The sequence below is a fragment of the Methanospirillum stamsii genome (genome assembly GCF_003173335.1).
In the GTDB taxonomy this organism is placed as follows: Archaea; Halobacteriota; Methanomicrobia; order Methanomicrobiales; family Methanospirillaceae; genus Methanospirillum; species Methanospirillum stamsii.
In genome coordinates this window covers 44,413-63,835 of sequence record NZ_QGMZ01000027.1, presented here as the reverse complement: position 1 = coordinate 63,835, position 19,423 = coordinate 44,413, and the positions used below count along the sequence as shown (strand labels likewise).

Below are 19,423 nucleotides of genomic sequence, written 5' to 3'. Positions count from 1 at the left end.
AAGTAGACTATTTATGGTGTCTGCAGAGGTTATCCTTTTCCGAAAGACCATCGGGTTGTCTATCCTGATAGGTATAATCTCAGGTTTTGGAGCACTTTTCTTCTTTGAAGGTATCAGGATTGCTACAAAGATTATCATGGGGGATGTATGGGGGTATAATTATCCTGTAGATGGCATGTCAGCAGAAATGATTGCTGCCTGGTCCCCGCCCACGAATATCTGGATGTTTCTTCCAATCATTTGTATGGGTGCACTGGTATCCGGATTTTTAGTTTACCGGTTTGCCCCTGAAGCTGAAGGGCATGGTACAGATGCTGCAATCGCTGCTTTTCATAAATCCGGCCGGATTAGGAGGAGGATCCCCCTGATAAAGGCAATTGCTTCTATCTGTACGATTTCCACGGGAGGGAGTGCCGGAAGAGAAGGGCCTACTGCCCAGATAGCAGCAGGTTTTGGGTCCATTGCAGCAGATTTTTTAAAATTGCCTGAAAAAGAACGGCGGATAGCTATTGCAGCAGGTATTGGTGCAGGAATTGGGACAATTTTTAAAGCTCCTCTCGGGGGGGCAATTCTGGCAGCAGAAATATTGTATCTGCGTGATTTTGAATCAGATGCGATTGTTCCGGCATTTCTCTCTTCGATTATCGGGTACGGAATCTTTGGGTATTTTGAAGGGTACGAACCGGTTTTTTCCAAAAGTGATCTATTCTGGTCGATTTCAGAGATTCCGTTATTTATTATTCTGGGAGTGGTCTGTGCAGCGGTTGGAATCGGATATCTGGAAATGTTTTATCGGTCAAAGGATTTTTTTCAGAATCTGATAACCCGATATAACATCCCCATCTATGCAAAACCGGTTATCGGAGCAGCATGTATAGGGATTCTTGTCATTGGTCTTGCAAGTTTTTCCCATGAAACATTTCTTGTTGCCCTTGGAAGTATCGGGTCCGGGTATGGGTTTATCCAACTGGCCGTCTATAACATGCTTCCCCTCTCGGTTTTGCTTCTGATTCCTATAGTTCGTATCATCACGACATCGCTTACAATTGGTTCCGGGGGAAGTGGTGGTGTTTTTGCTCCTGGTCTTACCATTGGGGCTACAACCGGTGGAGCGTTCGGGATGGTAATGCATATTATTCTCCCGGATATGGTACCGATGACTGCAGTCCCGGTTTTTGTGATATGTGGTATGATTGCTCTTTTTGGAGGAATTGCCCATTCACCAATAGCCTGTCTTATCATGATTATCGAAATGGTTGGTGACTTTTCACTGTTTGTCCCGGCGATGGGTGCAGTTGCTGCAAGTGTTATCCTAGTTGGAAACCGGACGATATACCGGTCCCAGATCCCTAATAAGACACTATCCGGAGCACATCGGGGAGAATTTGATTCCCATGTACTTAAGGCCATTCCGGCAAAAAAGGCCATGACCCCTCTTGAGGATATTATTTCACTCTCTCCTGAGGATCCAAGCTATAAAGTACTGACCCTAGTTGAGAAATCAGCCCATTATGGTTTTCCTGTTGTTATATCGAAAAATGTGCTGGTTGGGTTTGTTACAATCAGAGATTGCAAGGGGTGCTGGGATGATCGGAAAATTCATGAGGTCATGACGAAAGAACTGGTCACCGCCGGACCTGATACAGATCTTGAAACAATCCTCACTGACATGATTGCCATGGATATTGGTCATGTTCCCATCGTTGAATCATGTGGCGATAACTATCTTATACTGGGTCTTCTGACACGACGGGATATTACCCAGGCGTATGCTGCCAAAGCGCAGGAAGAATGTAAAAGAATCTTTTAATATTCTTGTTTTTACTGTCGTGAGATTCAATAGAGAACTCTTATAGGTATTGATGCACTAATTTTGTTGACGAAATTTTCGCCAGCAAAGACTCAGGTCATTCCGGTGAAAATCAGGAGCATGGGATGTCTGGTATTTCAGAACCATATGTTATCCATTATCCATGGATTTGTGCAGTTAGTGATGCCGCAGGTAGTCAGGTTGAACTGATTGAGTGCTTTGACTGCATCGGCGGAGCGATGTGGGTAAAAAAACATTATGCACAATCACCCCTGGTGGAATCTGTGCGAACCGTCGGGTCCATGAACCGGTTTTTACTCCGGACTGGTGTTGTTGATCTGGCGCTTGAGGGTTCGAAATTTCCCGCTGGCATATCCGGGGTAGATGTCCAGGATAATGAGATTACTATCTCTTACATCGGAATGGGTGGAGGCGGAGTCGGCGCCACTATCTGCAGGGCCAGCGCGAAAGGGGTAATCCGTTCAGAGTTTGATGAATCCGGCGGTGGAAAGGTTGCCGGATCAAAAATCATCCTTCCACGCTTTTCAAGGGTGTTAATTGGTGTGGATGATACTGATACCCCTGAACAGGGAGCAACCTGGACTCTTGTTCATAATATTGCACAGGCAGTTGCTGATGATAAGAACCGGTATCTCTCTCATACAATTGTCCAACTCTTTCCGGTTCCTTTCAGGACAAAGAACTGTGTCGGGGTGGTTGTTGAATTTGCATCCAGTGACCCTGATGAACTGGCCGGCCGGTTTTCAGAATTATTAAAAAAATATACCCTCTCACCCAAAACCGGAATGGCAGTATTCACCGGTTTTTCTCCTGAAAGACTTCTCGAATACGGGTGGCGGACGAAAAAAGGACAGGTTAGTCCGGATGATGCCCGTGCCCTTACTGGCGATGATCTGACCATTTGGATTAATGGGAGAGGAATTACCGGTGCTGTTGCAGCAATCCCCTTTTACACGAGGTATGAAGAAGGGCTGTTATTATGTGGGCAGATCTGAAAGCCAGGCTCCTTTATGCTGGGAAGGTAAGAATCACCGGAGAAGAGGCAGATACGTTTATTGCCAGATCCAGAGCCGGACCCGGAGCAGGAGGAGCCGGGTCGGTATTTTTTTCAATGAATGGCCGAAGAGTCCGCCTGACTCTATCAAAAACTGCAGGTGCTGAAATTGTGCATAAGGGAAATGGTCAGGCCATACTTCTTTTTGAGGGGCAGGAGTATACCGGAGTTCTCGAAAAACCCGGGCATCACTGTCCACGTCAGGCATATCTGACCGTTACCGGTTCATGTGTGTACAGGTGCCGGTATTGCAATGTATGGAGAAATCCGGGAACACGGAGAAGCATTGACGAAATAGAGCAAATGGTCAGCGATGTTTTTCCAGACATTGATGCAATTTCGCTGACTTCCGGAGTGCTGACCGATACCAGAGAAGAAGAGGATTATGTTCTCGGGGTGGTAAGGAGGCTTCGCCATTTTAATCTCCCGATTGGTGTTTCTATCTATCCCTCACCGGGAACTTCAGAGCGGCTGAAGGATGCAGGAGCGACAGAGGTAAAGTTTAATCTTGAGGCCGCAACCGCAGAACTCTTTTCCCTCATGTGCCCGAAAATGAATCGGGAAGATGCAATATCAGCCCTTCTTGCTGCAGTTTCAATCTTTGGAAAGGATCATGTTTTTTCAAACATTATCCTGGGCCTTGGGGAAACTGACGAGGAGATGACGGCATGTATCGAAAATCTTTGCAGGCATGGGATTATGCCGGTAATCCGTCCTCTGACTCCCGGCGGAGATCTTGTTCACTATCAACCACCAGGGCCGGAACGAATTGTCCGTATCGCCCGGATTCTTGAACAAAACCTGCTGCGATATGGGCTTGACCCCAAAAATGCCCTGACGATGTGTCCGGCATGTACCGGATGCGATCTGATTCCGGGGAGGGACACATGATTTCAGCCCTTGGTAAGTCAATTACTGCCTATGCTGACAGGATATATGCAGTACCCGGATACCCGGTAACAACCCTAATCGAAGAAACCGGGGCAGAACTTTGTATTAATGAGAAAGTTGCTCTTGAATGTGCTCTTGGAGACTCTCTTTCCGGAAAAAGGGCTTGTGTCATTGTCAAACATGTGGGCATGAATGTACTTGCAGATCCCCTTGCCCATGCAACAGCCCAGGGGCTTACTGCCGGGGTTGTCATTGTGGTAGGCGATGATCCTACTGCTTTTGGGACCCAGACTGTTCAGGACAGCCGGATATATGGTTCGATTGCAGTCTGTCCGGTGATTGGGATGGAGAGACCTGACCCGGTAGGTGATGCATTTGCTGCCTCTGAGAAGTGGTCACGGGTTGTAATACTACGATTTGTCCCAGAAGATCTAAAAAAGCCGGGAAATGTTCATGCGAACGGGTCAGAGAGAAATACCGGGAAACTTGCTGATCCTGACCTTACTATGTATGGGCGGGCTTTTCGTGCCTATGAATCAGTTCCTGCAATGACAGATGCAGGATTTGTTCCATTTCCAATATCGCCTCTCACTGGAGAAAATGTTTCAAAAAGCCGGTCCGAGCGTGGGTCCTCTCGGATGTTTTGTCCGGGATGCCCGTTTCAGGGAGTTTTTGATCTCCTTGAGGAGAAAAAGATCCGGGTTATCTGTGATACTGGTTGTAGTCTTCTTTCAATGATACCTCCATATACCAGCGGTATTGCCAACTATGGAATGGGATCGTCATTGGGGGTTGCAGCAACATCAACCGGTGTTGCACTTACCGGTGATTATGCTCTTCTTCACTCCGGGATACTCACCCTTATCGATCTGCATGCAAAAGGTCGTCCTCTTCTTTGTATTGTTCTCCAGAACAGGTGCATGGGAACAACCGGTCGCCAGCCTGTTCCGGAGATTCTTGATTACATCGGGTTTACAAATCCGGTGGTTTGTGATGCAGGTGAACAAGAAAAAATTTCCGGACTCCTCGTTCCTGATAACAAGCTTCAGGTGCTGGTCATTCAGGGAGCATGTCCGGAGGAGCGATGTTTATGAAACCTTGGCATGTTGAAATTTGTGATGTAACTCTCCGTGATGGCGAACAGACTCCGGGAGTTTCGTTTACTCCTGATGAGAAGAAGGATATTGCAACCCGGCTTGATGCCATCGGGGTCGAGGTTATTGAGGCAGGGTTTCCGATAGTATCCGTTCATGAGAAGGAGATGGTTCGTGAAATCTCCAAACTCGGCCTTAATGCAAAGATCTGTGGTCTGTCCCGGGCCTGCCGGGAAGATGTGGATGCAGCCCTTGATGCTGAAGTGGATATGATTGGGCTTTTTATTGCCCCGTCAGATCTGCACCTGAAGTATAAGCATAAAAAACCCCGCGAGGTTGTGGTTGCCAATGCAATTGAACAACTGGACTATGCTGTTGACCATGGCCTTATCGTCAGATTCGGAGCAGAGGATGCATCCAGGACTGAACCAGATATTCTCGTGGATATATACCGGCAGGCAGCAGAGCACAAGGCTTCCTATGTTACCTATGCTGATACCACCGGCTGTCTGACTCCTCTTGAAGTGGCAACGGTAATGAAAGACCTTGTCCCGAGGACTCCTATTCCAATTGCTATTCATGCACATAATGATCTTGGCTGTGCAACGGCAAATACACTTATTGCTGCTGAGCTTGGTGCATTCCAGCTTCATACCACGGTGAACGGTCTTGGTGAGCGGGCGGGAAATGCCCGTCTTGAAGAAGTGCTTGTTTCTCTTGTTCTCAAAGGGGGTATCACCCGGTATGATCTTACTGAAATTCCGGCCCTTTCAGACTGTGTCCAGAAATATACCGGAATTTACATGCCGATAACCAAACCCGTTGTCGGAGCGAATGCCTTTGCCCATGAAAGTGGAATTCATATCGCTGCAATCCTTGAAAATCCTTCGACGTATGAGTTTATTCCTCCTGAAATTCTCGGGCTTGAGCGGCGGTTCATTCTCGGCAAACATACCGGAAAAAGGGCACTATCGCACATTCTTACCATATTTGGATATCACATCTCTGATGAGCAGGTTATGCAGGTGCTTGAACTGATTAAGGATAGAAGTGAGGATAAATGCAGTATCAACCAGCAGGTTTTGCGGGAGATAATTTCACAGGTAACCGGGGAGGATGTAATAAATGGTAACACTATCGGAGAAAATTCTGGGTGCGAAGGCCGGCACATATGTTGACCGGCAGGTAGACCGGGCTTTCTGTCATGACGGGACCGGAATACAGGCAAAATTAGTGTTTGACAGGATAGGATCGCCAAAACTGGCAGATCCAGCTTCTATCTATGTAATTTATGATCATATCTCTCCGGCCAACAATTCACAGACCGCTGAGCTTCAGGCAGAACTCCGGGACTTTTCACATAAAAACGGGGTGAATTTCATGGACATTGGTTCAGGAATCTGTCACCAGGTCATGGCAGAAGGTCTTGTTCATCCGGGTGAAGTGGTTATCGGGGCTGATTCCCACTCCTGTACACTTGGAGCACTGGGCGCCTTTGCCACCGGGGTAGGTGCAAGTGACATGGCCGGAATATGGATTTCGGGAGAAACCTGGCTCAGGATCCCGGATTCAATTGGAATACATCTATCCGATGTTCTTCCCGCCGGGGTTGAATGGAAAGATCTGGCCCTTTCGTATGTCTCGCTCCTTGGTATGGATGGAGCAACCTATGCAGCACTTGAATTTGTTGGTGAAGCAGCACAAAGCGTCCCAATGGAAGGACGTCTAACATTGTGTAATATGGCTGTTGAAGCAGGAGCCAAGACCGGACTTTTTTATGCAGACCAGGAGACAGCCCGGTACTTAGCATTGTATCATGCACCTGTTGATACGCAAGTCCCTGAAAACCCCTCCTATGTCCGGGAATGCTTTATATCTTTGTTAGATCTGGAACCCGTCTGTGCAGTTCCTCATCGGGTGGACACCGTAGAGCCAGTAACAAAACTGGCAGGAACTCCGGTTGATCAGATATTTATCGGGACCTGTACAAACGGACGATTTGAAGATCTGAAACGGGCGGCAGAAATACTGAAAGGCCACCGGGTCTCTGTCAGAACGATTGTTGTACCCGCTTCGGAGGGTGATTACCTCAAAGCTATTAGAACCGGAGTTGCTGCAGATCTTATTCAGGCAGGGTGTGTTATGGGACCTCCCGGGTGTGGACCCTGTCTTGGGGCACATATGGGAGTACTTGGTGAAGGAGAAGTTGGTTTGTCAACCGCGAACCGGAACTTTAAAAACCGAATGGGGGTTGGAGCATCATATTATCTTTGTTCTCCGTCTACCGCTGCCGCAAGTGCTCTTTCCGGTGAGATTGCTGATCCACGGGAGGTCATATGACAGCCCTTTCAGGTTCAGGTCCGGCAGTTTGTATCGGTGCAGATATTGACACTGATCTAGTCATTGCCGGAAGGTACCTCCGAACAAAAGACCGGAGTGTATGGGCCCAGCATGTGTTTGAAGACCTGGATCCCGGACTGGCCCCCCGTCTGAAAGGTGCGGTTCTTATTGCCGGAAAGAACATGGGATGCGGGTCATCACGTGAACAGGCAGCTGTTGCTCTTCGTGAAGCCGGGGTTCTGGCAGTCATAGCTCCTTCATTTGCCCGTATCTTCTATCGTAACTCCATCAATGTCGGGCTACCTGTCATTGAATGTGAAATTCCCGGATGCCATGATGATATGAATATTACGTTTGACTGCGTTGACGGCTGGATTGCTGTTGATGGAAAAAAATACTTTTTCCGCCCCCTTTCCTCCCGTATGCAGGAAATTCTGAATACCGGCGGTCTTGTGGAGTACTGGAAACGGAGACTTGAGCGATGATCTTTCCTCCCCATTGCAAGTGTATCGGTTATGCAGGCAATAAACCAGTGGGGGATCGGGTATATTTCCTTTCGCAATACCTGATTCATGAAGTTCCGGATGGTTATGAGATACTTGCAGTTGAACCGGCTGAAGGAACCGGGCTTATGCGTGATATCAAACACGTATCTGTGATTGCAGGCCCGGATGAGGTATACTGCTATCCTGAACCGGTGGTGCTCCATAATCGTGGGGACCTAATTAAAAAAGCCCTTCATGTGGAGAAGAGGTGTACGATTTTTACCGGAATCGAGGAGCATATGATCTTCATATGTGACCCTGATCCGGCCTCACTTTTAACCGTTCATGTATATGATGTGACTCCGCCCCACCCCCACCTGGCCGGAACCTTACAAAAACTGGACGAAGTGGGGATATTCGGGGAACTTGAGGTGACCTTTAATTATCATATCCGGGATATCAGGGAGACACATGCTGATGTCTATCCCTGTAAGGCCGGTGGTTTTTCCCGGACTATCGACTCAGACCGGCTTATTGGTGATGAACAGATTGCCGGGTGCATGACTGCAAGGCAGGTTTTGAGGGATTGTTATGGTCATGATTTTCCTTTAATTGACATATGCCCTGCCAATGCGGTAATGGAAGAGCCATTTATCGCCCGGTGCTGCAGGGCTGAAAGGACAGGGATTCAGAGAATAAATGGAAAAATGGGCGTTGTTGTCCACTGGGGTTCGTCTCCGAAAGAGATAGCGGACGCCTTGTATGATTGTATTCATGAATGGAGAAGACAATGAAACGAGTTGTGGTGGCTCCTGGAGATGGAATCGGGCCAGAAGTGATTCCTCCGGCACTGGATGTTCTGAAGTTTTTTCATCCGGATTGGGAGTATACTCCGGTATACCTTGGGTATGAGTGCTGGAAACGAACCGGGGATGCCTTATCAGATAAGACACTTGAGACACTGAGAAAAGCTGATCTTATCCTTTTTGGAGCAATAACAACTCCTCCTGACCCGAAATATCATAGTGTGGTGCTCAGGATAAGAAAAGAACTTGACCTCTATGCCAACCTTCGCCCGGTTTTTGGTGAGGGTTTTGATATTCTTATAGTCAGGGAAAATACCGAAGGTCTTTATTCAGGAATAGAATGGAAAGAAAAGGACCGGGCATGCACACTCCGGGTAGTAAGCGAAGCAGGTTCCCGTCGGATTGCCAAATTTGCAAGTGCATGTGCAAACCGGAGAAGGAGGCATCTTACCATCGGGAATAAAGCAAATGTGATGAAATCTGATGCATATTTCCTGGAAATCTGCATGGAAGAGGCTGAAAAGACCGGCATTTCCATTGACAAGAAATATATTGATGCCCTGGTCCTTGATGTTCTGCAACACCCGTCACGCTATGATGTGATTGTGACCACGAATATCTTTGGAGACATTCTCTCCGATGCAGCCGCATTTCTTGAGGGAGGTCTTGGAATGCTGCCAAGTGCGAATATCGGCAGGCACCAGGCATTATTTGAGCCGGTTCACGGGAGTGCTCCGGATATTACCGGAAAGGGGATAGCAAATCCGATTGCAGCGATTCGGTGTGTGTCACTTCTGTTAAAATATGTCGGAGAAAGACCCCTTGCTATCGAGGTTGAACGGGCGATTCAGAAGACCATTGCCGCAGGTATAAAAACCCCGGATCTTGGAGGAACTGCGACAACCGATGAGGTGGGTAGAGAAATCCTGAAAAACCTGGCATTATCACAACAAAAAGAGCCGGTAGATCTATAAAAAAGGTCAGGAGTTACTGGTGAGACGGTTTATCTCATCAAAAAGACGAGAAAACCGCTCAAGAGTTTCATCATCAATATTTTGTGGTGATTCACATATCCGGTCTGAGAGCAGTTCTGCAACCCGCCACCTCTCAAAGTGTTCTCCCTGTTTTCGTTCTATCATTTCTGCAATTATACTTGCAAAACCTCGTTCATCGTTCCGTTCAGTAGGTGATTTCTCCGGAACCTGTCCGAGCAGTAGGTCTGGATATATCTCTTTTACACACCTGAAATACAAATCCGGTGAAAAAAGGTCTTCAATTCCTGCACCCTTTTTGTGTATGATATTGCTATAAAAAAGGAGTCCATGTCCCTCTTTGAAGTGCATTGCAGGGAACTTTTCGAGAACGCCGTCGGGTACGGTTTTCCCGGATAAAAGGACCCCTGCCGGTTTTTTATTGGATGTCATCATCAGGGCCAGGGGAATAAGGTTTGCCGTTCCTCCTGCCGGGGTAATCCGGACTGATGAATCAAGACCACTTTTGCCTCTGCTTCGAAGTGCATAATTCATAGCCTGAAGCAGCCAGAGGTCATGAGTATCCTCAACGATGAGCTGGTTGCCACACACAAGGGTTTTTTCTGCAATTTTTGTTGCAAGGGCTGCTTCAAGTGGAAAGAGGGAGTCTTTGTCAGCAGGCCATTCATCAAGAGAGACTTTTGTTGTCCCACCCGGACCTTCATAAACCGTTCGTACCCTGTCCAGATGGTCAAGGTCTATCATGAACGGAGAATGTGTCGAAAAGAATAATTGATTCCCTTTTGAAATCCGGTCAAAGAATTTGGTTGTCTGTTGCTGAGCTGTCGGATGCAACTGCAGACCTGGTTCATCAAGAAGCAGGATACTGTCGTGATATGCATCTCCGGATTCAACAAGGAAGACCAGGTAAAAGGAGAAGAAATATTGGAGTCCTGCACTTCTCTGTTCAAGTTCTATCTCTGAAGGATCAAGGTCATCAGAAACCCAGACTCTGAAATAATCCCCGTCAATATCATATCTGAACCTGATTCTCCTCTGTCCCCACCAGTCCTCGAACTTTTTAGTCATCAGGTTTGATGCGGTTGATAAAAGAATAGACCGTTCATCCACCTGCCTCCTGATGATAGGGTTATCATCAACGGCATTCTTGTGAGATCCCAGCCGGTCAAGCTGATCAAGATCCAGGTTCACATGTCTGAACAGGCAGTTGGTGGCACGAAGACCCGGAGAGTCAGGATGGGATTTGAGTGTTGCAATAAAGGTCGGGATATGAATCGCACTTTCAATAACATTGTACTGGTCAAAATAGACAAATTTTGGAAGGTGCTCAATGACATACCTGTTTGCTGCCATGAGACCTTCGTAGATTTCCATCTGCCGGACAAGTCTGTACATCGGTTCGGTAACCGGATCCAGAATCTCATGCTGCCAGGGTTCGTTGGCCCTGCTTTTAATTGCATTAATAAGATCTGAAATATGCCGTTTTTGAATCTGTCCGTCAACCGGGATGGCATTTTTCTGTTCTTCAAGGAAAGAGAGGAGTCCTTCTTTTATTCTTCCGAGGATATCTCCCTTTCCTTCCGGCGCGAAAAGGTTCCTGATATGTTCAATGGCACTTTCAATGGCATAGATAAGATCTGGCGAGGTAACCAGGTCGACTCCTACATCAGGCTGATAGGTGATACTGTATGATCCGGTGTAATGCCTGGTTACTTCCACATGGGTAATATCACGACACAACTCGGATATCGCTGCAATATCGCGCTGTTCATCAGGGTTTAATTCAAACCTGCCCGATGCTACCGGCCAGTCGGTTCGGGTAATTTCTGAGGCATACCGCTGCCTTGGAAACTCCTTGAGCCCATCATATCCCTCTCCATCAGAGGGGTTTAATTTTGATAGCGCCCGAAAAATTGCTGACTTTCCGGATTCGTTCTTTCCAACGAATGTTGTAAGGTTCTGGACTGGAATCCATCCGGTGTCCTCAACAATTTTATAGTTCTGGACCCGGAACTCGGCAAGTTGCATAGGATATCTCTCGATTTGTTATCCTATAAGATAGTATGCTTAATAATCGGGATTGAAAAAAGACTTACAGGCAGTGAGGTATCCGCCTGTCCCGGATACCTTTCTTCTGTGAAGTGTATTCCTGGTGCTTTCCCATGCACCACACGATTTCATATCGGGTTGGTTATTTATATCTTTTCTCTTTTCCCATCTGGTTATAAATCAGAAAGAATTTTTGAATTATCTCTTCTGAAATGAAGAAAAGAGTTCACCAGTCTTAATTTTCTCTAAAAAGAGGTTCAGTTCCAGCTGGTCACGGTGAAAATACATATGTGCTGAAATACTAATTGTCTCAAGCCATCCGGAAGAGAGCTCTACTTCTTCTTTTTTTCTTTTCTGGTTTATCTGCTCGCAGATATATTTCTGAAGATGAGCAAGACCGTATGCATTCTGACCCCAGGCAGATAACATATCATTGCTCCTGAATAAACAGATCAGGTTTAATTTGTGATTTTTATCCACAACTCCCTGCACTATCTGCAGGCATGGAGGTTCATCTGCAGAGATATCTTTCTCCGGGAACCAGGTAATTGCAATTGCGCGTCTGCTTTCCTGATTTGCTACCAGACGATTGATGATACTTTCCTGAATCTGGTCATATCCGCCATAGTTTCCATCTCCTGAAAAATTCAATGCCCCGCATGAATCTGCCGGAACATATCCCATCTTCCTGAAAAGTCCCTGAAGAATTCCTTTCTTTTTACCAGATGAATTCTCTGATATTTTTACTAATGCCCGCGGGTAATCCCTCAAACGGTTTCCATATGTATATACAGCATCCGTCCCGTCATTGCGGCGCGGTGTAATCGTGTAGAGAGAGGCCTGATACTGTTCTGAAAATTTCTCTCCAAACAGTGATGCGCCGGATCGCATCGGTTCTGAAAACGGCTCTTCTACATGAATACAGATGGGCTCTTCCGGGTCCCAGGTATATTCGCCGTCTTCTGTTACCCTGACATTACCTTCACAACGTTTTGCAATCTCCCTGATTACTTCTTCATGTGCCTGTCCGATGCTACGCTTTCTGATCAGAATCATGGGTGTCTCCTGCTTTTTAAATTCGGTTATTGAGCCTTGGGGATTATCCGGGAAGCAGAAATCCACCAGCTGCCATCTATATCCATTACAAACCAGTACTCTTTCGTGACCGGGTCAGTGAAGAGACCCCCGCCGGTTGTTGCAAGATCCCGCATAAGCCGGATATTTCCCGAATCATAGTCATCGGATATCAATAAAGTTCCTGCATTTGATGGACTAAAGGGATCTGCAAGCAGTGTTCCATCCACACCATAAGCCCTGATACCAGTCCCGTTCAGAAAAAAACGCCCGTTTGGGTTTGAAAATTCAGCGATCGCAGAGTCTTTTCCATTTTCCAGTGCAAATTCTCTTGCTATAAATGCTAGATTCATCAGTTCTTCTTCAGGTGTTATGGGAATCAGAGTTGGTTCAGGAGTCTGATTTGATATTGTCTGATTAGTAGAAAAAGACTCATTTTCTCCTGATACCAAACCACCTGCCAGAATGAGTATACAGCAGGAAAAGAGTATGATTGCATAGTTCTTCATGATATAATTCTTCGCCACCGTGAGGTATGGATTTTGCCTATTAAGAATGTGTGGAAAGGGGGATAATCTGTCAATTACACATCCATCTTTTCTATCGCTCTTGCTTTTCCGTTTTTGGCATCCGATTGGTCGGGATCCAGGAGCAGCGCTGCATCATATGATGTTACTGCCTCATTGTATCTTCCGAGAGCAAAAAGAGCATCTGCGTGGTTAATCCATCCTTTTGGATAATCTGGCAGCAGATCAGTTGCATTTTTTGCATTATCAAGAGCTTCTTCATAACGACCGGCCAGGTTTAAACACCAGGCCAGATTACTGTAAGCCTTGGCATATTCCGGATCGATTTTGATAGCCTCATTATACATCTCCACCGCTTCATCATACTGCTCGAGATATGTAAGCACTATCCCTTTGTTATTCCAGGCCTTTTTATAGGAAGGATCAATGGAAATTGCTTTTTCATATTCTTCTATTGCTTCTTCATATCTCCCCAGACTTTTCAGGGTTTTTCCTTTTCCGTTCAATGCTTCGAGGTTCTCCGGGTCGATTGCCAGTGCCTGGTCCAGAACAACAAGGGCCTCGTCATAAAAATCCTGATCATAGAGGAGATTTCCTTCCGCTGCCAGGTCATCTGCTTCATCAGCCAGGGAGGAGCAGGTAAAAAGCATACTAATTGCCAGTATCAGCCACACAAATTTCATCATATTCGTATACTGTGTTTTCTTTTCATAATCATCTTCTTTTTCCAAGGTGCCTGATTCCTTACCTTGATATAACACGATATCCTACAGAAGTATCAGGGATAACCAAAGGACTCTTGATGATATCAGTTCTCTATGTTGATGATGACGAATCCTTCTGCGGATTTTTCAAGATATTTATGGAAAAATCAGGGGGATTTGCGGTAACCACGGTACGGTCCGGAAAAAGTGCCGTGGATCTGATATTGTCCGGGATATTTGATATTGTTGTGTCCGATTACCAGATGCCTGGTATGAATGGCATAGATCTTCTCAAAGCATACCGACAGGCTGGTTCACAGGTCCCTTTTATTCTTTTTACCGGAAAGGGTCGTGAAGAAGTCATTATTGAAGCGATTAACAGTGGTGTTGCTTTTTACCTGCAGAAGGGAGGAGATCCGGTATCGTTATTTGCTGAACTTGCACATAAAATCCGCCAGGCTGTCCGTGCAGAAGAAGCGTTGAGATCTCTTCGGGAGAGCGAAGAACAGTTCAGACTGCTTTTTGAAACTGCCAGTGATGGTATTCTTCTTCTATCTGACTGGATAATCAAAGACTGCAATGATCAGGCTGCCAGGATGTTTCAGACCTCCCGTGAGAGTCTGATTGGAAGAGATTTTGCATTACTTGCTCCAAATGTCCAGCCCGATGGCAACAGGTCACGGGAGAAGTTAGAATCAATAATTCATACCGCATCAGGTGGAGAAAACGTTTTCATCAGGTGGAAATGTCTTCGGGTTGACCATACAGAATTTGATGCAGAGATTAGTATTAATCAACTGGTAATTCGTGAAGATGTACTCCATCAGGCGATCATCCGGGATATTACCGAACGCTTAAAAGCTGAAATTGAACTGGAACAGAGAAATATTGATCTCTCTGCCGCTTATGAGGAACTCATTGCCTCTGGTGAAGAGATAAAATACCGGCTTGAAGAACTCCGGCTGTCCAAGGAACAACTCCAGGAAAGTGAAGAGAGATACCGTGACCTTGCAGATCTGCTTCCCGAAGGGGTATTTGAGTGTACATCTGATGGGAATATTACGTATGTGAATCGCCAGGCCAGGCTGCTGTTCGGATATGAAGATTCAGATTTAGAAAATCTTTTTGTATATCAGTTTTTAAGTCTGCAGGACAGGGCAAGGGCGATGGAAACCATGCATGATGTTATCACGAAGGGAATTTCTGAGCCGCATGAATATTCTGCAATCAGATCCGATGGAAAAGAATTTTCTGTAATAATTCATTCATCCCAGGCTGTCAGAAATGGTGTGATTGTCGGGATTCGGGGAGTAATAGTAAATATCTCTGAACGAAAACGCGCTGAAAATGAGATAAAAGAATCCAAACAGCAGCTCGCAGATGTTATTGAATTTTATCCTGATGCAACGATGGTCATCAACACCAGTGGTGAAGTCCTGTTCTGGAACCGGGCTATGGTTCATATGACTCATATCAATGCAGAAGACATCATTGGAAAAGGGAATTATGAGTATTCAATCCCGTTTTATGGTCAAAGGAGGCCCATTCTGGTGGACCTTGCTTTACATCCCGATTCCTTAATTGAGTATGAGTATATTAACGTCTCTCACGATGGTGATGCTATTATTGGGGAGAAGTATATGCCCGAGCCTGGCTGGGAAAAGAGATGGCTCTGGGGTGTAGCAGCACCTCTCCGGAATGCTCATGGAACTATTGTCGGTGCAATCGAGTGTATCAGAGACATCACCCGGCGCAAGGAAGACGAAGAAAAACTTCTAAAATCACAGGAAGAATTGGAATCTCTCGTTGCTGAACGAACCAGCGAACTGGTCCAGGTTAACCTGGCACTCAGAGAGAGTGAGGAGCGATATAGGACCCTGGTTGAATTATCACCTGATGCTATCTATGTTCATGATGGAGAACAATTACTCTTTGTAAATCCGGCAGGTCTTCAGCTCCTCGGTGCACAGCATGAAGATCAGGTTCTCCACCGCCATCCCTTTGATTTTATTCACCCCGATTACATCCCTCTCGTAAAACAGAGAACTGAACGAACGCTCATCAAAATGCTTCCCTCACCTTCTGAAGAAGAGGTTTTCCTAAATGTTCATGGTAAAAAGGTTGATGTAGAGGTCTCATCAATGCCGATCTCTTTTCAGGGAAAGCGGGCAATTCTGATTGTTGCATGGGACATTGGTGCACGAAAAAAAGCGGAGGCACAACTCAGAGAATATGCCTCCGTTCTTGAGGATAAAAACCGGGAACTTGACTTTCTTACTAACCGTCTGCTGACAATGAACCGAGATCTTGATGAACGGGTGAAAGAACGGACGATAGAAGTCAGCAAGCTGCTTCGTCAGAAAGATGATTTTATAAATCAGCTGGGACATGATCTGAAAACCCCCCTTACCCCGCTTATTGCACTTCTTCCTCATCTGGTCAGGGAAGAGACAGATTCCGAAAAACGTGAACTCTACAGTGTATTCCTGCGTTCGGTATATTCAATCCGCGAACAGACTGATAAAATCCTCACGCTGGCACGGCTTAGCCGGCAGGAAGGAATCACTGATTTTGAAATGATTCATCCGACAGCACTGATAAAACAGTCGGTGGATAAAAACTGGTTCTTTATTGAAAAGAAAAATCTCACCGTTAATGTACAGGTTCCTGATGATCTGGTAATTCCTTTTTCAACCCGGGATGCATCTTCAGTTTTTGATAATCTTATCAGTAATGCAATAAAATATACCCCAAATAACGGTTTCGTCAGGGTTTATGCCGATATTAATCCTGATACCGTTACCATTACTGTTGAAGATACTGGAATTGGACTTTCAAAAGAAGAAGCAGGACAAGTGTTTGATGAGTTTTATATGGTTGATAGATCACGTCATGATCGTCAGTCTTCAGGCCTTGGACTGGCAATTGTAAAACGGATCATTAATATGTACGGGGGTAATGTCTGGGTTGAGAGCGAAGGAAAAAATATGGGATCAAGGTTTACTATCTGTATCCCCCTTTCAAATACCGGGTGCTTTACTGTACCTTCGGAAAATTAAGTGCGCATCTATCCTTTTAGATCTTTTACAAATCCGGTTATCTGTTCGATTAATACATCAGGCTTTAGGTGATACTCTTCTATCTTTTTTACCAGTGCAGATCCGACAATTACCGCATCTGCTCCGGCTAGTCCCCATTCTTTTATCTGTTCTCTGTCAGATATACCGAATCCGGGTGCGACCGGGATACTGGTCTTTGATTTAATATCCACCAGCATCTTTCGGGCATTCATGTCAGTGGTCTGCCTGACCCCCGTGACCCCGAGGGCTGCGACCAGATATATAAATCCACTTTTTACTTTCAGGATATTTGAAAGCCGTTTTTTTGAGGTTGTCGTGCTGACCATCATTACTGGTGAAATACCTGCAAGTTCGGCTGCTTTGATATAGGGGCCAGCTTCCTCATAGGGAAGATCTGCAACCACAACTGCGTCAATCCCGGCATCTGCAGCGTCCTGGTAGAATTTTTCGATGTTTCTCTGAAGAATCAGATTTGTATAGGTGAGGACTACCAGTGGAACATCTGATTGTTCCCGAAATTCCCGGACCAGGGAAAAGAACCGGTCGGTGTTCATTCCTGCATTCAGGGCCCGCTGGTCTGCCTGCTGGATTACCGGGCCGTCTGCAACCGGATCGGAGAACGGAAGTCCGAGTTCAATAATGTCTGCTCCCCCTGTCTCAAGTGCCCGGATTATATTAAGACTGGTTTTATAATCCGGGTCTCCTGCCACAGTAAAGGTCATAAGGAGTTCGCGAGTTCGGTTTTCAAATACTCTTGCAAGACGGTTCATTTTTTATCCTCCATGTATCGCAGCACCGTCTCAACATCTTTATCGCCCCGTCCGGAAAGGTTGATTATCATAATGGTGTTCTTTCCAAGTTCTGGTGCGATTTTTCTGGCAAATGCAACTGCATGAGATGATTCCAGTGCAGGAACTATTCCCTCTGTCCTGGAAAGGTACAGGAATGCCTCCATTGCCTCGGTATCGGTGATAGCAGCATAGGTTACTCGTCCGGAGTCCTTATGCATAGCATGTTCAGGTCCGACTCCCGGATAATCAAGCCCGGCTGATATGGAATGAGATTCAATTATCTGACCGAATGTATCCTGCAGGAGATAGGAAAAATTCCCATGAAGGATTCCGGGTTTTCCACCGCAAAGTGATGCACCATGCTTTTTGTCAAGTCCCTCGCCTCCAGCTTCTACTCCGTACATCCTGACCGAAGCATCGCTTATAAACGGATGGAACATACCAATGGCATTTGATCCGCCACCAATACAGGCAATAATTACGTCGGGAAGTCTTCCTTCCGCTGCCATAATCTGCCTTTTCGTCTCATCTCCAATGATACGCTGGAGGTCACGGACCAGGACAGGATAGGGATGAGGGCCTGCTACGGTTCCTATTAGATAATGGGTGTCATTTACCCTGGCAACCCATTCCCGAAGTGCCTCATTCATGGCGTCTTTAAGTGTTCTGGTCCCTGAACTGACTGGGATTACTCTTGCTCCCATCATGTTCATCCGGGCTACATTGAGAGACTGGCGTTTGATGTCAACTTCTCCCATGAATACGTCCACTTCCAGGCCAAGAACAGCACCTGCAATCGCTGTTGCAACTCCGTGCTGTCCTGCTCCAGTCTCTGCAATCAGCCGTTTCTTCCCCATGTGTTTTGCCAAAAGCCCCTGACCGAGTGCATTGTTAAGTTTATGAGCACCTGAATGGAGGAGATCTTCTCTTTTAAGATATACTGTGCAGCCAAAATCTCTGGACATATTCCTGCACAGGGTGAGTGGTGTTTCCCTTCCTGCATAGGTTGTAAGATATCCGGAGAGTTCTGTCTGAAATGTGGTTTCAGGGAGAATATTGATGTACGCTGATTCAAGTTCTTCGAGGGCTCCCATAAGTGTTTCAGGGACAAAACAGCCCCCGTATGGTCCGAGTCTGGTATTAAGCTGCATGAGATGCCTCCTTTGCATTTTTAATAAATTCAATCACTTTTTCTGGATCTTTTATGCCTGGTGATGACTCGACACCGGATGCAACGTCTACTGCATATGGTTGAACTGCTTTGATTGCATCACCGACATTTCCCGGGTTTAATCCCCCGGCGAGAATTACCGGAACTTTTGACATTTTTATAATTTTTTTGGCATATTCCTGGTCGTAGAGGGTACCTTTTCCCATGCTTGCATCGACGATGATGGCATCTGCAGAAGAAGGTATCGGGTCTCCTGGTTGAATTACCCTTATAACCAAGCAGGTACTGTTTTTTGGCATTTCATGCGGGTATGATATCTGAATTGCAGTTGGGTGAAGGTCCAGAATTCTTGAGAATTCTTCAGGGGATTTGGTGTGTGAGACACAAACTCTGCCCATGTATGGCCCTGCAGCCCTGAATATTTCCCGAGCCGTATTAGGTGAGACAGACCTGGGCGAGTCTGAAAAAAGGACTACTCCTATTGCATCAGCACCCGCATGATCTGCAAGTCTTGCGTCTTCCTGCCTTGTTATC

Annotated in this window: 17 protein-coding genes; 10 read left to right on the top strand and 7 right to left on the bottom strand. The window is 46.1% G+C overall.

What is annotated here, in order from left to right; translation table 11 throughout:
- Positions 1 to 13: 13 nt before the first annotated feature.
- The 9 genes from DLD82_RS12530 to DLD82_RS12490 all read left to right on the top strand — a co-directional run bounded on the left by DLD82_RS12530 (position 14) and on the right by DLD82_RS12490 (position 9,475).
- Positions 14 to 1,810 (top strand): chloride channel protein, encoded by a 1,797-nt coding sequence (locus tag DLD82_RS12530; protein WP_109941467.1) that lies wholly within the window; start codon positions 14 to 16, stop codon positions 1,808 to 1,810.
- Between the two features lie 125 nt (positions 1,811 to 1,935).
- Positions 1,936 to 2,826, top strand: a complete 891-nt coding sequence (gene mmp11, locus DLD82_RS12525; protein ID WP_109941466.1) for a methanogenesis marker protein 11 — start codon at positions 1,936 to 1,938, stop codon at positions 2,824 to 2,826.
- Positions 2,811 to 3,776 (top strand): radical SAM protein, encoded by a 966-nt coding sequence (locus DLD82_RS12520; RefSeq protein WP_109941465.1) that lies wholly within the window; start codon positions 2,811 to 2,813, stop codon positions 3,774 to 3,776. The genes mmp11 and DLD82_RS12520 overlap by 16 nt, the downstream gene beginning before the upstream one ends.
- Positions 3,773 to 4,870, top strand: coding sequence for a thiamine pyrophosphate-dependent enzyme (locus DLD82_RS12515; protein ID WP_109941464.1), 1,098 nt, complete (start codon positions 3,773 to 3,775; stop codon positions 4,868 to 4,870). The genes DLD82_RS12520 and DLD82_RS12515 overlap by 4 nt, the downstream gene beginning before the upstream one ends.
- Positions 4,867 to 6,048, top strand: a complete 1,182-nt coding sequence (locus DLD82_RS12510) for a homocitrate synthase family protein (RefSeq protein WP_109941498.1) — start codon at positions 4,867 to 4,869, stop codon at positions 6,046 to 6,048. The genes DLD82_RS12515 and DLD82_RS12510 overlap by 4 nt, the downstream gene beginning before the upstream one ends.
- On the top strand, positions 5,996 to 7,210 hold the full coding sequence (locus tag DLD82_RS12505; protein ID WP_109941463.1) for an aconitase/3-isopropylmalate dehydratase large subunit family protein: 1,215 nt from the start codon (positions 5,996 to 5,998) through the stop codon (positions 7,208 to 7,210). The genes DLD82_RS12510 and DLD82_RS12505 overlap by 53 nt, the downstream gene beginning before the upstream one ends.
- Complete coding sequence (locus tag DLD82_RS12500; protein ID WP_109941462.1) at positions 7,207 to 7,695, top strand: LeuD/DmdB family oxidoreductase small subunit; 489 nt, start codon at positions 7,207 to 7,209, stop codon at positions 7,693 to 7,695. The genes DLD82_RS12505 and DLD82_RS12500 overlap by 4 nt, the downstream gene beginning before the upstream one ends.
- Positions 7,692 to 8,489: a DUF7714 family protein gene (locus tag DLD82_RS12495; protein ID WP_109941461.1), complete on the top strand. Its 798-nt coding sequence runs from the start codon at positions 7,692 to 7,694 to the stop codon at positions 8,487 to 8,489. Before DLD82_RS12500 ends, DLD82_RS12495 begins: the two co-directional genes overlap by 4 nt.
- Positions 8,486 to 9,475, top strand: coding sequence for an isocitrate/isopropylmalate dehydrogenase family protein (locus DLD82_RS12490; RefSeq protein ID WP_109941460.1), 990 nt, complete (start codon positions 8,486 to 8,488; stop codon positions 9,473 to 9,475). Before DLD82_RS12495 ends, DLD82_RS12490 begins: the two co-directional genes overlap by 4 nt.
- 6 nt (positions 9,476 to 9,481) lie before the next feature.
- On the opposite strand, the gene DLD82_RS12485 is transcribed toward DLD82_RS12490, so the two are convergent.
- From DLD82_RS12485 to DLD82_RS12465, 4 genes are all read right to left on the bottom strand, one after another.
- Positions 9,482 to 11,521, bottom strand: coding sequence for an AAA family ATPase (locus DLD82_RS12485; RefSeq protein ID WP_109941459.1), 2,040 nt, complete (start codon positions 11,519 to 11,521; stop codon positions 9,482 to 9,484).
- A 219-nt stretch (positions 11,522 to 11,740) separates the two neighbouring features.
- Positions 11,741 to 12,664, bottom strand: coding sequence for a thymidylate synthase (locus DLD82_RS12475; RefSeq protein WP_281268008.1), 924 nt, complete (start codon positions 12,662 to 12,664; stop codon positions 11,741 to 11,743).
- Complete coding sequence (locus DLD82_RS12470) at positions 12,625 to 13,125, bottom strand: hypothetical protein (protein ID WP_109941456.1); 501 nt, start codon at positions 13,123 to 13,125, stop codon at positions 12,625 to 12,627. The genes DLD82_RS12475 and DLD82_RS12470 overlap by 40 nt, the downstream gene beginning before the upstream one ends.
- A 74-nt stretch (positions 13,126 to 13,199) precedes the next feature.
- Positions 13,200 to 13,829 carry a tetratricopeptide repeat protein gene (locus tag DLD82_RS12465; RefSeq protein ID WP_181391423.1) on the bottom strand — a complete coding sequence of 210 codons (630 nt, stop codon included), beginning with the start codon at positions 13,827 to 13,829 and terminating at the stop codon, positions 13,200 to 13,202.
- A gap of 116 nt (positions 13,830 to 13,945) precedes the next feature.
- Here DLD82_RS12465 and DLD82_RS12460 point away from each other — a divergent pair, with 116 nt between their 5' ends.
- Positions 13,946 to 16,906 carry a PAS domain S-box protein gene (locus DLD82_RS12460; protein ID WP_109941454.1) on the top strand — a complete coding sequence of 987 codons (2,961 nt, stop codon included), beginning with the start codon at positions 13,946 to 13,948 and terminating at the stop codon, positions 16,904 to 16,906.
- A gap of 8 nt (positions 16,907 to 16,914) precedes the next feature.
- On the opposite strand, the gene trpA is transcribed toward DLD82_RS12460, so the two are convergent.
- From trpA to DLD82_RS12445, 3 genes are read right to left on the bottom strand one after another with little or no spacing between them, the layout of a single operon-like run.
- Positions 16,915 to 17,697 carry a tryptophan synthase subunit alpha gene (gene trpA, locus DLD82_RS12455; RefSeq protein ID WP_109941453.1) on the bottom strand — a complete coding sequence of 261 codons (783 nt, stop codon included), beginning with the start codon at positions 17,695 to 17,697 and terminating at the stop codon, positions 16,915 to 16,917.
- The gene (gene trpB / locus DLD82_RS12450; protein ID WP_109941452.1) at positions 17,694 to 18,869 is read right to left on the bottom strand and encodes a tryptophan synthase subunit beta; all 1,176 of its coding nucleotides are present in this window, start codon (positions 18,867 to 18,869) and stop codon (positions 17,694 to 17,696) included. Before trpB ends, trpA begins: the two co-directional genes overlap by 4 nt.
- A complete protein-coding gene (locus DLD82_RS12445) occupies positions 18,859 to 19,422 on the bottom strand; it encodes a phosphoribosylanthranilate isomerase (RefSeq protein WP_342764573.1) in 564 nt (187 codons plus the stop codon). Before DLD82_RS12445 ends, trpB begins: the two co-directional genes overlap by 11 nt.
- Position 19,423 lies beyond the last annotated feature (1 nt).

Excerpts from the sequence above, each read along its gene's own strand:
- trpB (WP_109941452.1), bottom strand. The coding sequence starts at position 18,869 with ATGCAGCTTAATACCAGACTCGGACCATACGGGGGCTGTTTTGTCCCT.
- DLD82_RS12530 (WP_109941467.1), top strand. The coding sequence starts at position 14 with ATGGTGTCTGCAGAGGTTATCCTTTTCCGAAAGACCATCGGGTTGTCT.
- DLD82_RS12485 (WP_109941459.1), bottom strand. The coding sequence starts at position 11,521 with ATGCAACTTGCCGAGTTCCGGGTCCAGAACTATAAAATTGTTGAGGAC.
- trpA (WP_109941453.1), bottom strand. The coding sequence starts at position 17,697 with ATGAACCGTCTTGCAAGAGTATTTGAAAACCGAACTCGCGAACTCCTT.
- DLD82_RS12515 (WP_109941464.1), top strand. The coding sequence starts at position 3,773 with ATGATTTCAGCCCTTGGTAAGTCAATTACTGCCTATGCTGACAGGATA.
- DLD82_RS12505 (WP_109941463.1), top strand. The coding sequence starts at position 5,996 with ATGGTAACACTATCGGAGAAAATTCTGGGTGCGAAGGCCGGCACATAT.
- DLD82_RS12500 (WP_109941462.1), top strand. The coding sequence starts at position 7,207 with ATGACAGCCCTTTCAGGTTCAGGTCCGGCAGTTTGTATCGGTGCAGAT.
- DLD82_RS12465 (WP_181391423.1), bottom strand. The coding sequence starts at position 13,829 with ATGATGAAATTTGTGTGGCTGATACTGGCAATTAGTATGCTTTTTACC.
- mmp11 (WP_109941466.1), top strand. The coding sequence starts at position 1,936 with ATGTCTGGTATTTCAGAACCATATGTTATCCATTATCCATGGATTTGT.
- DLD82_RS12510 (WP_109941498.1), top strand. The coding sequence starts at position 4,867 with ATGAAACCTTGGCATGTTGAAATTTGTGATGTAACTCTCCGTGATGGC.
- DLD82_RS12490 (WP_109941460.1), top strand. The coding sequence starts at position 8,486 with ATGAAACGAGTTGTGGTGGCTCCTGGAGATGGAATCGGGCCAGAAGTG.
- DLD82_RS12470 (WP_109941456.1), bottom strand. The coding sequence starts at position 13,125 with ATGAAGAACTATGCAATCATACTCTTTTCCTGCTGTATACTCATTCTG.
- DLD82_RS12520 (WP_109941465.1), top strand. The coding sequence starts at position 2,811 with ATGTGGGCAGATCTGAAAGCCAGGCTCCTTTATGCTGGGAAGGTAAGA.
- DLD82_RS12460 (WP_109941454.1), top strand. The coding sequence starts at position 13,946 with ATGATATCAGTTCTCTATGTTGATGATGACGAATCCTTCTGCGGATTT.
- DLD82_RS12495 (WP_109941461.1), top strand. The coding sequence starts at position 7,692 with ATGATCTTTCCTCCCCATTGCAAGTGTATCGGTTATGCAGGCAATAAA.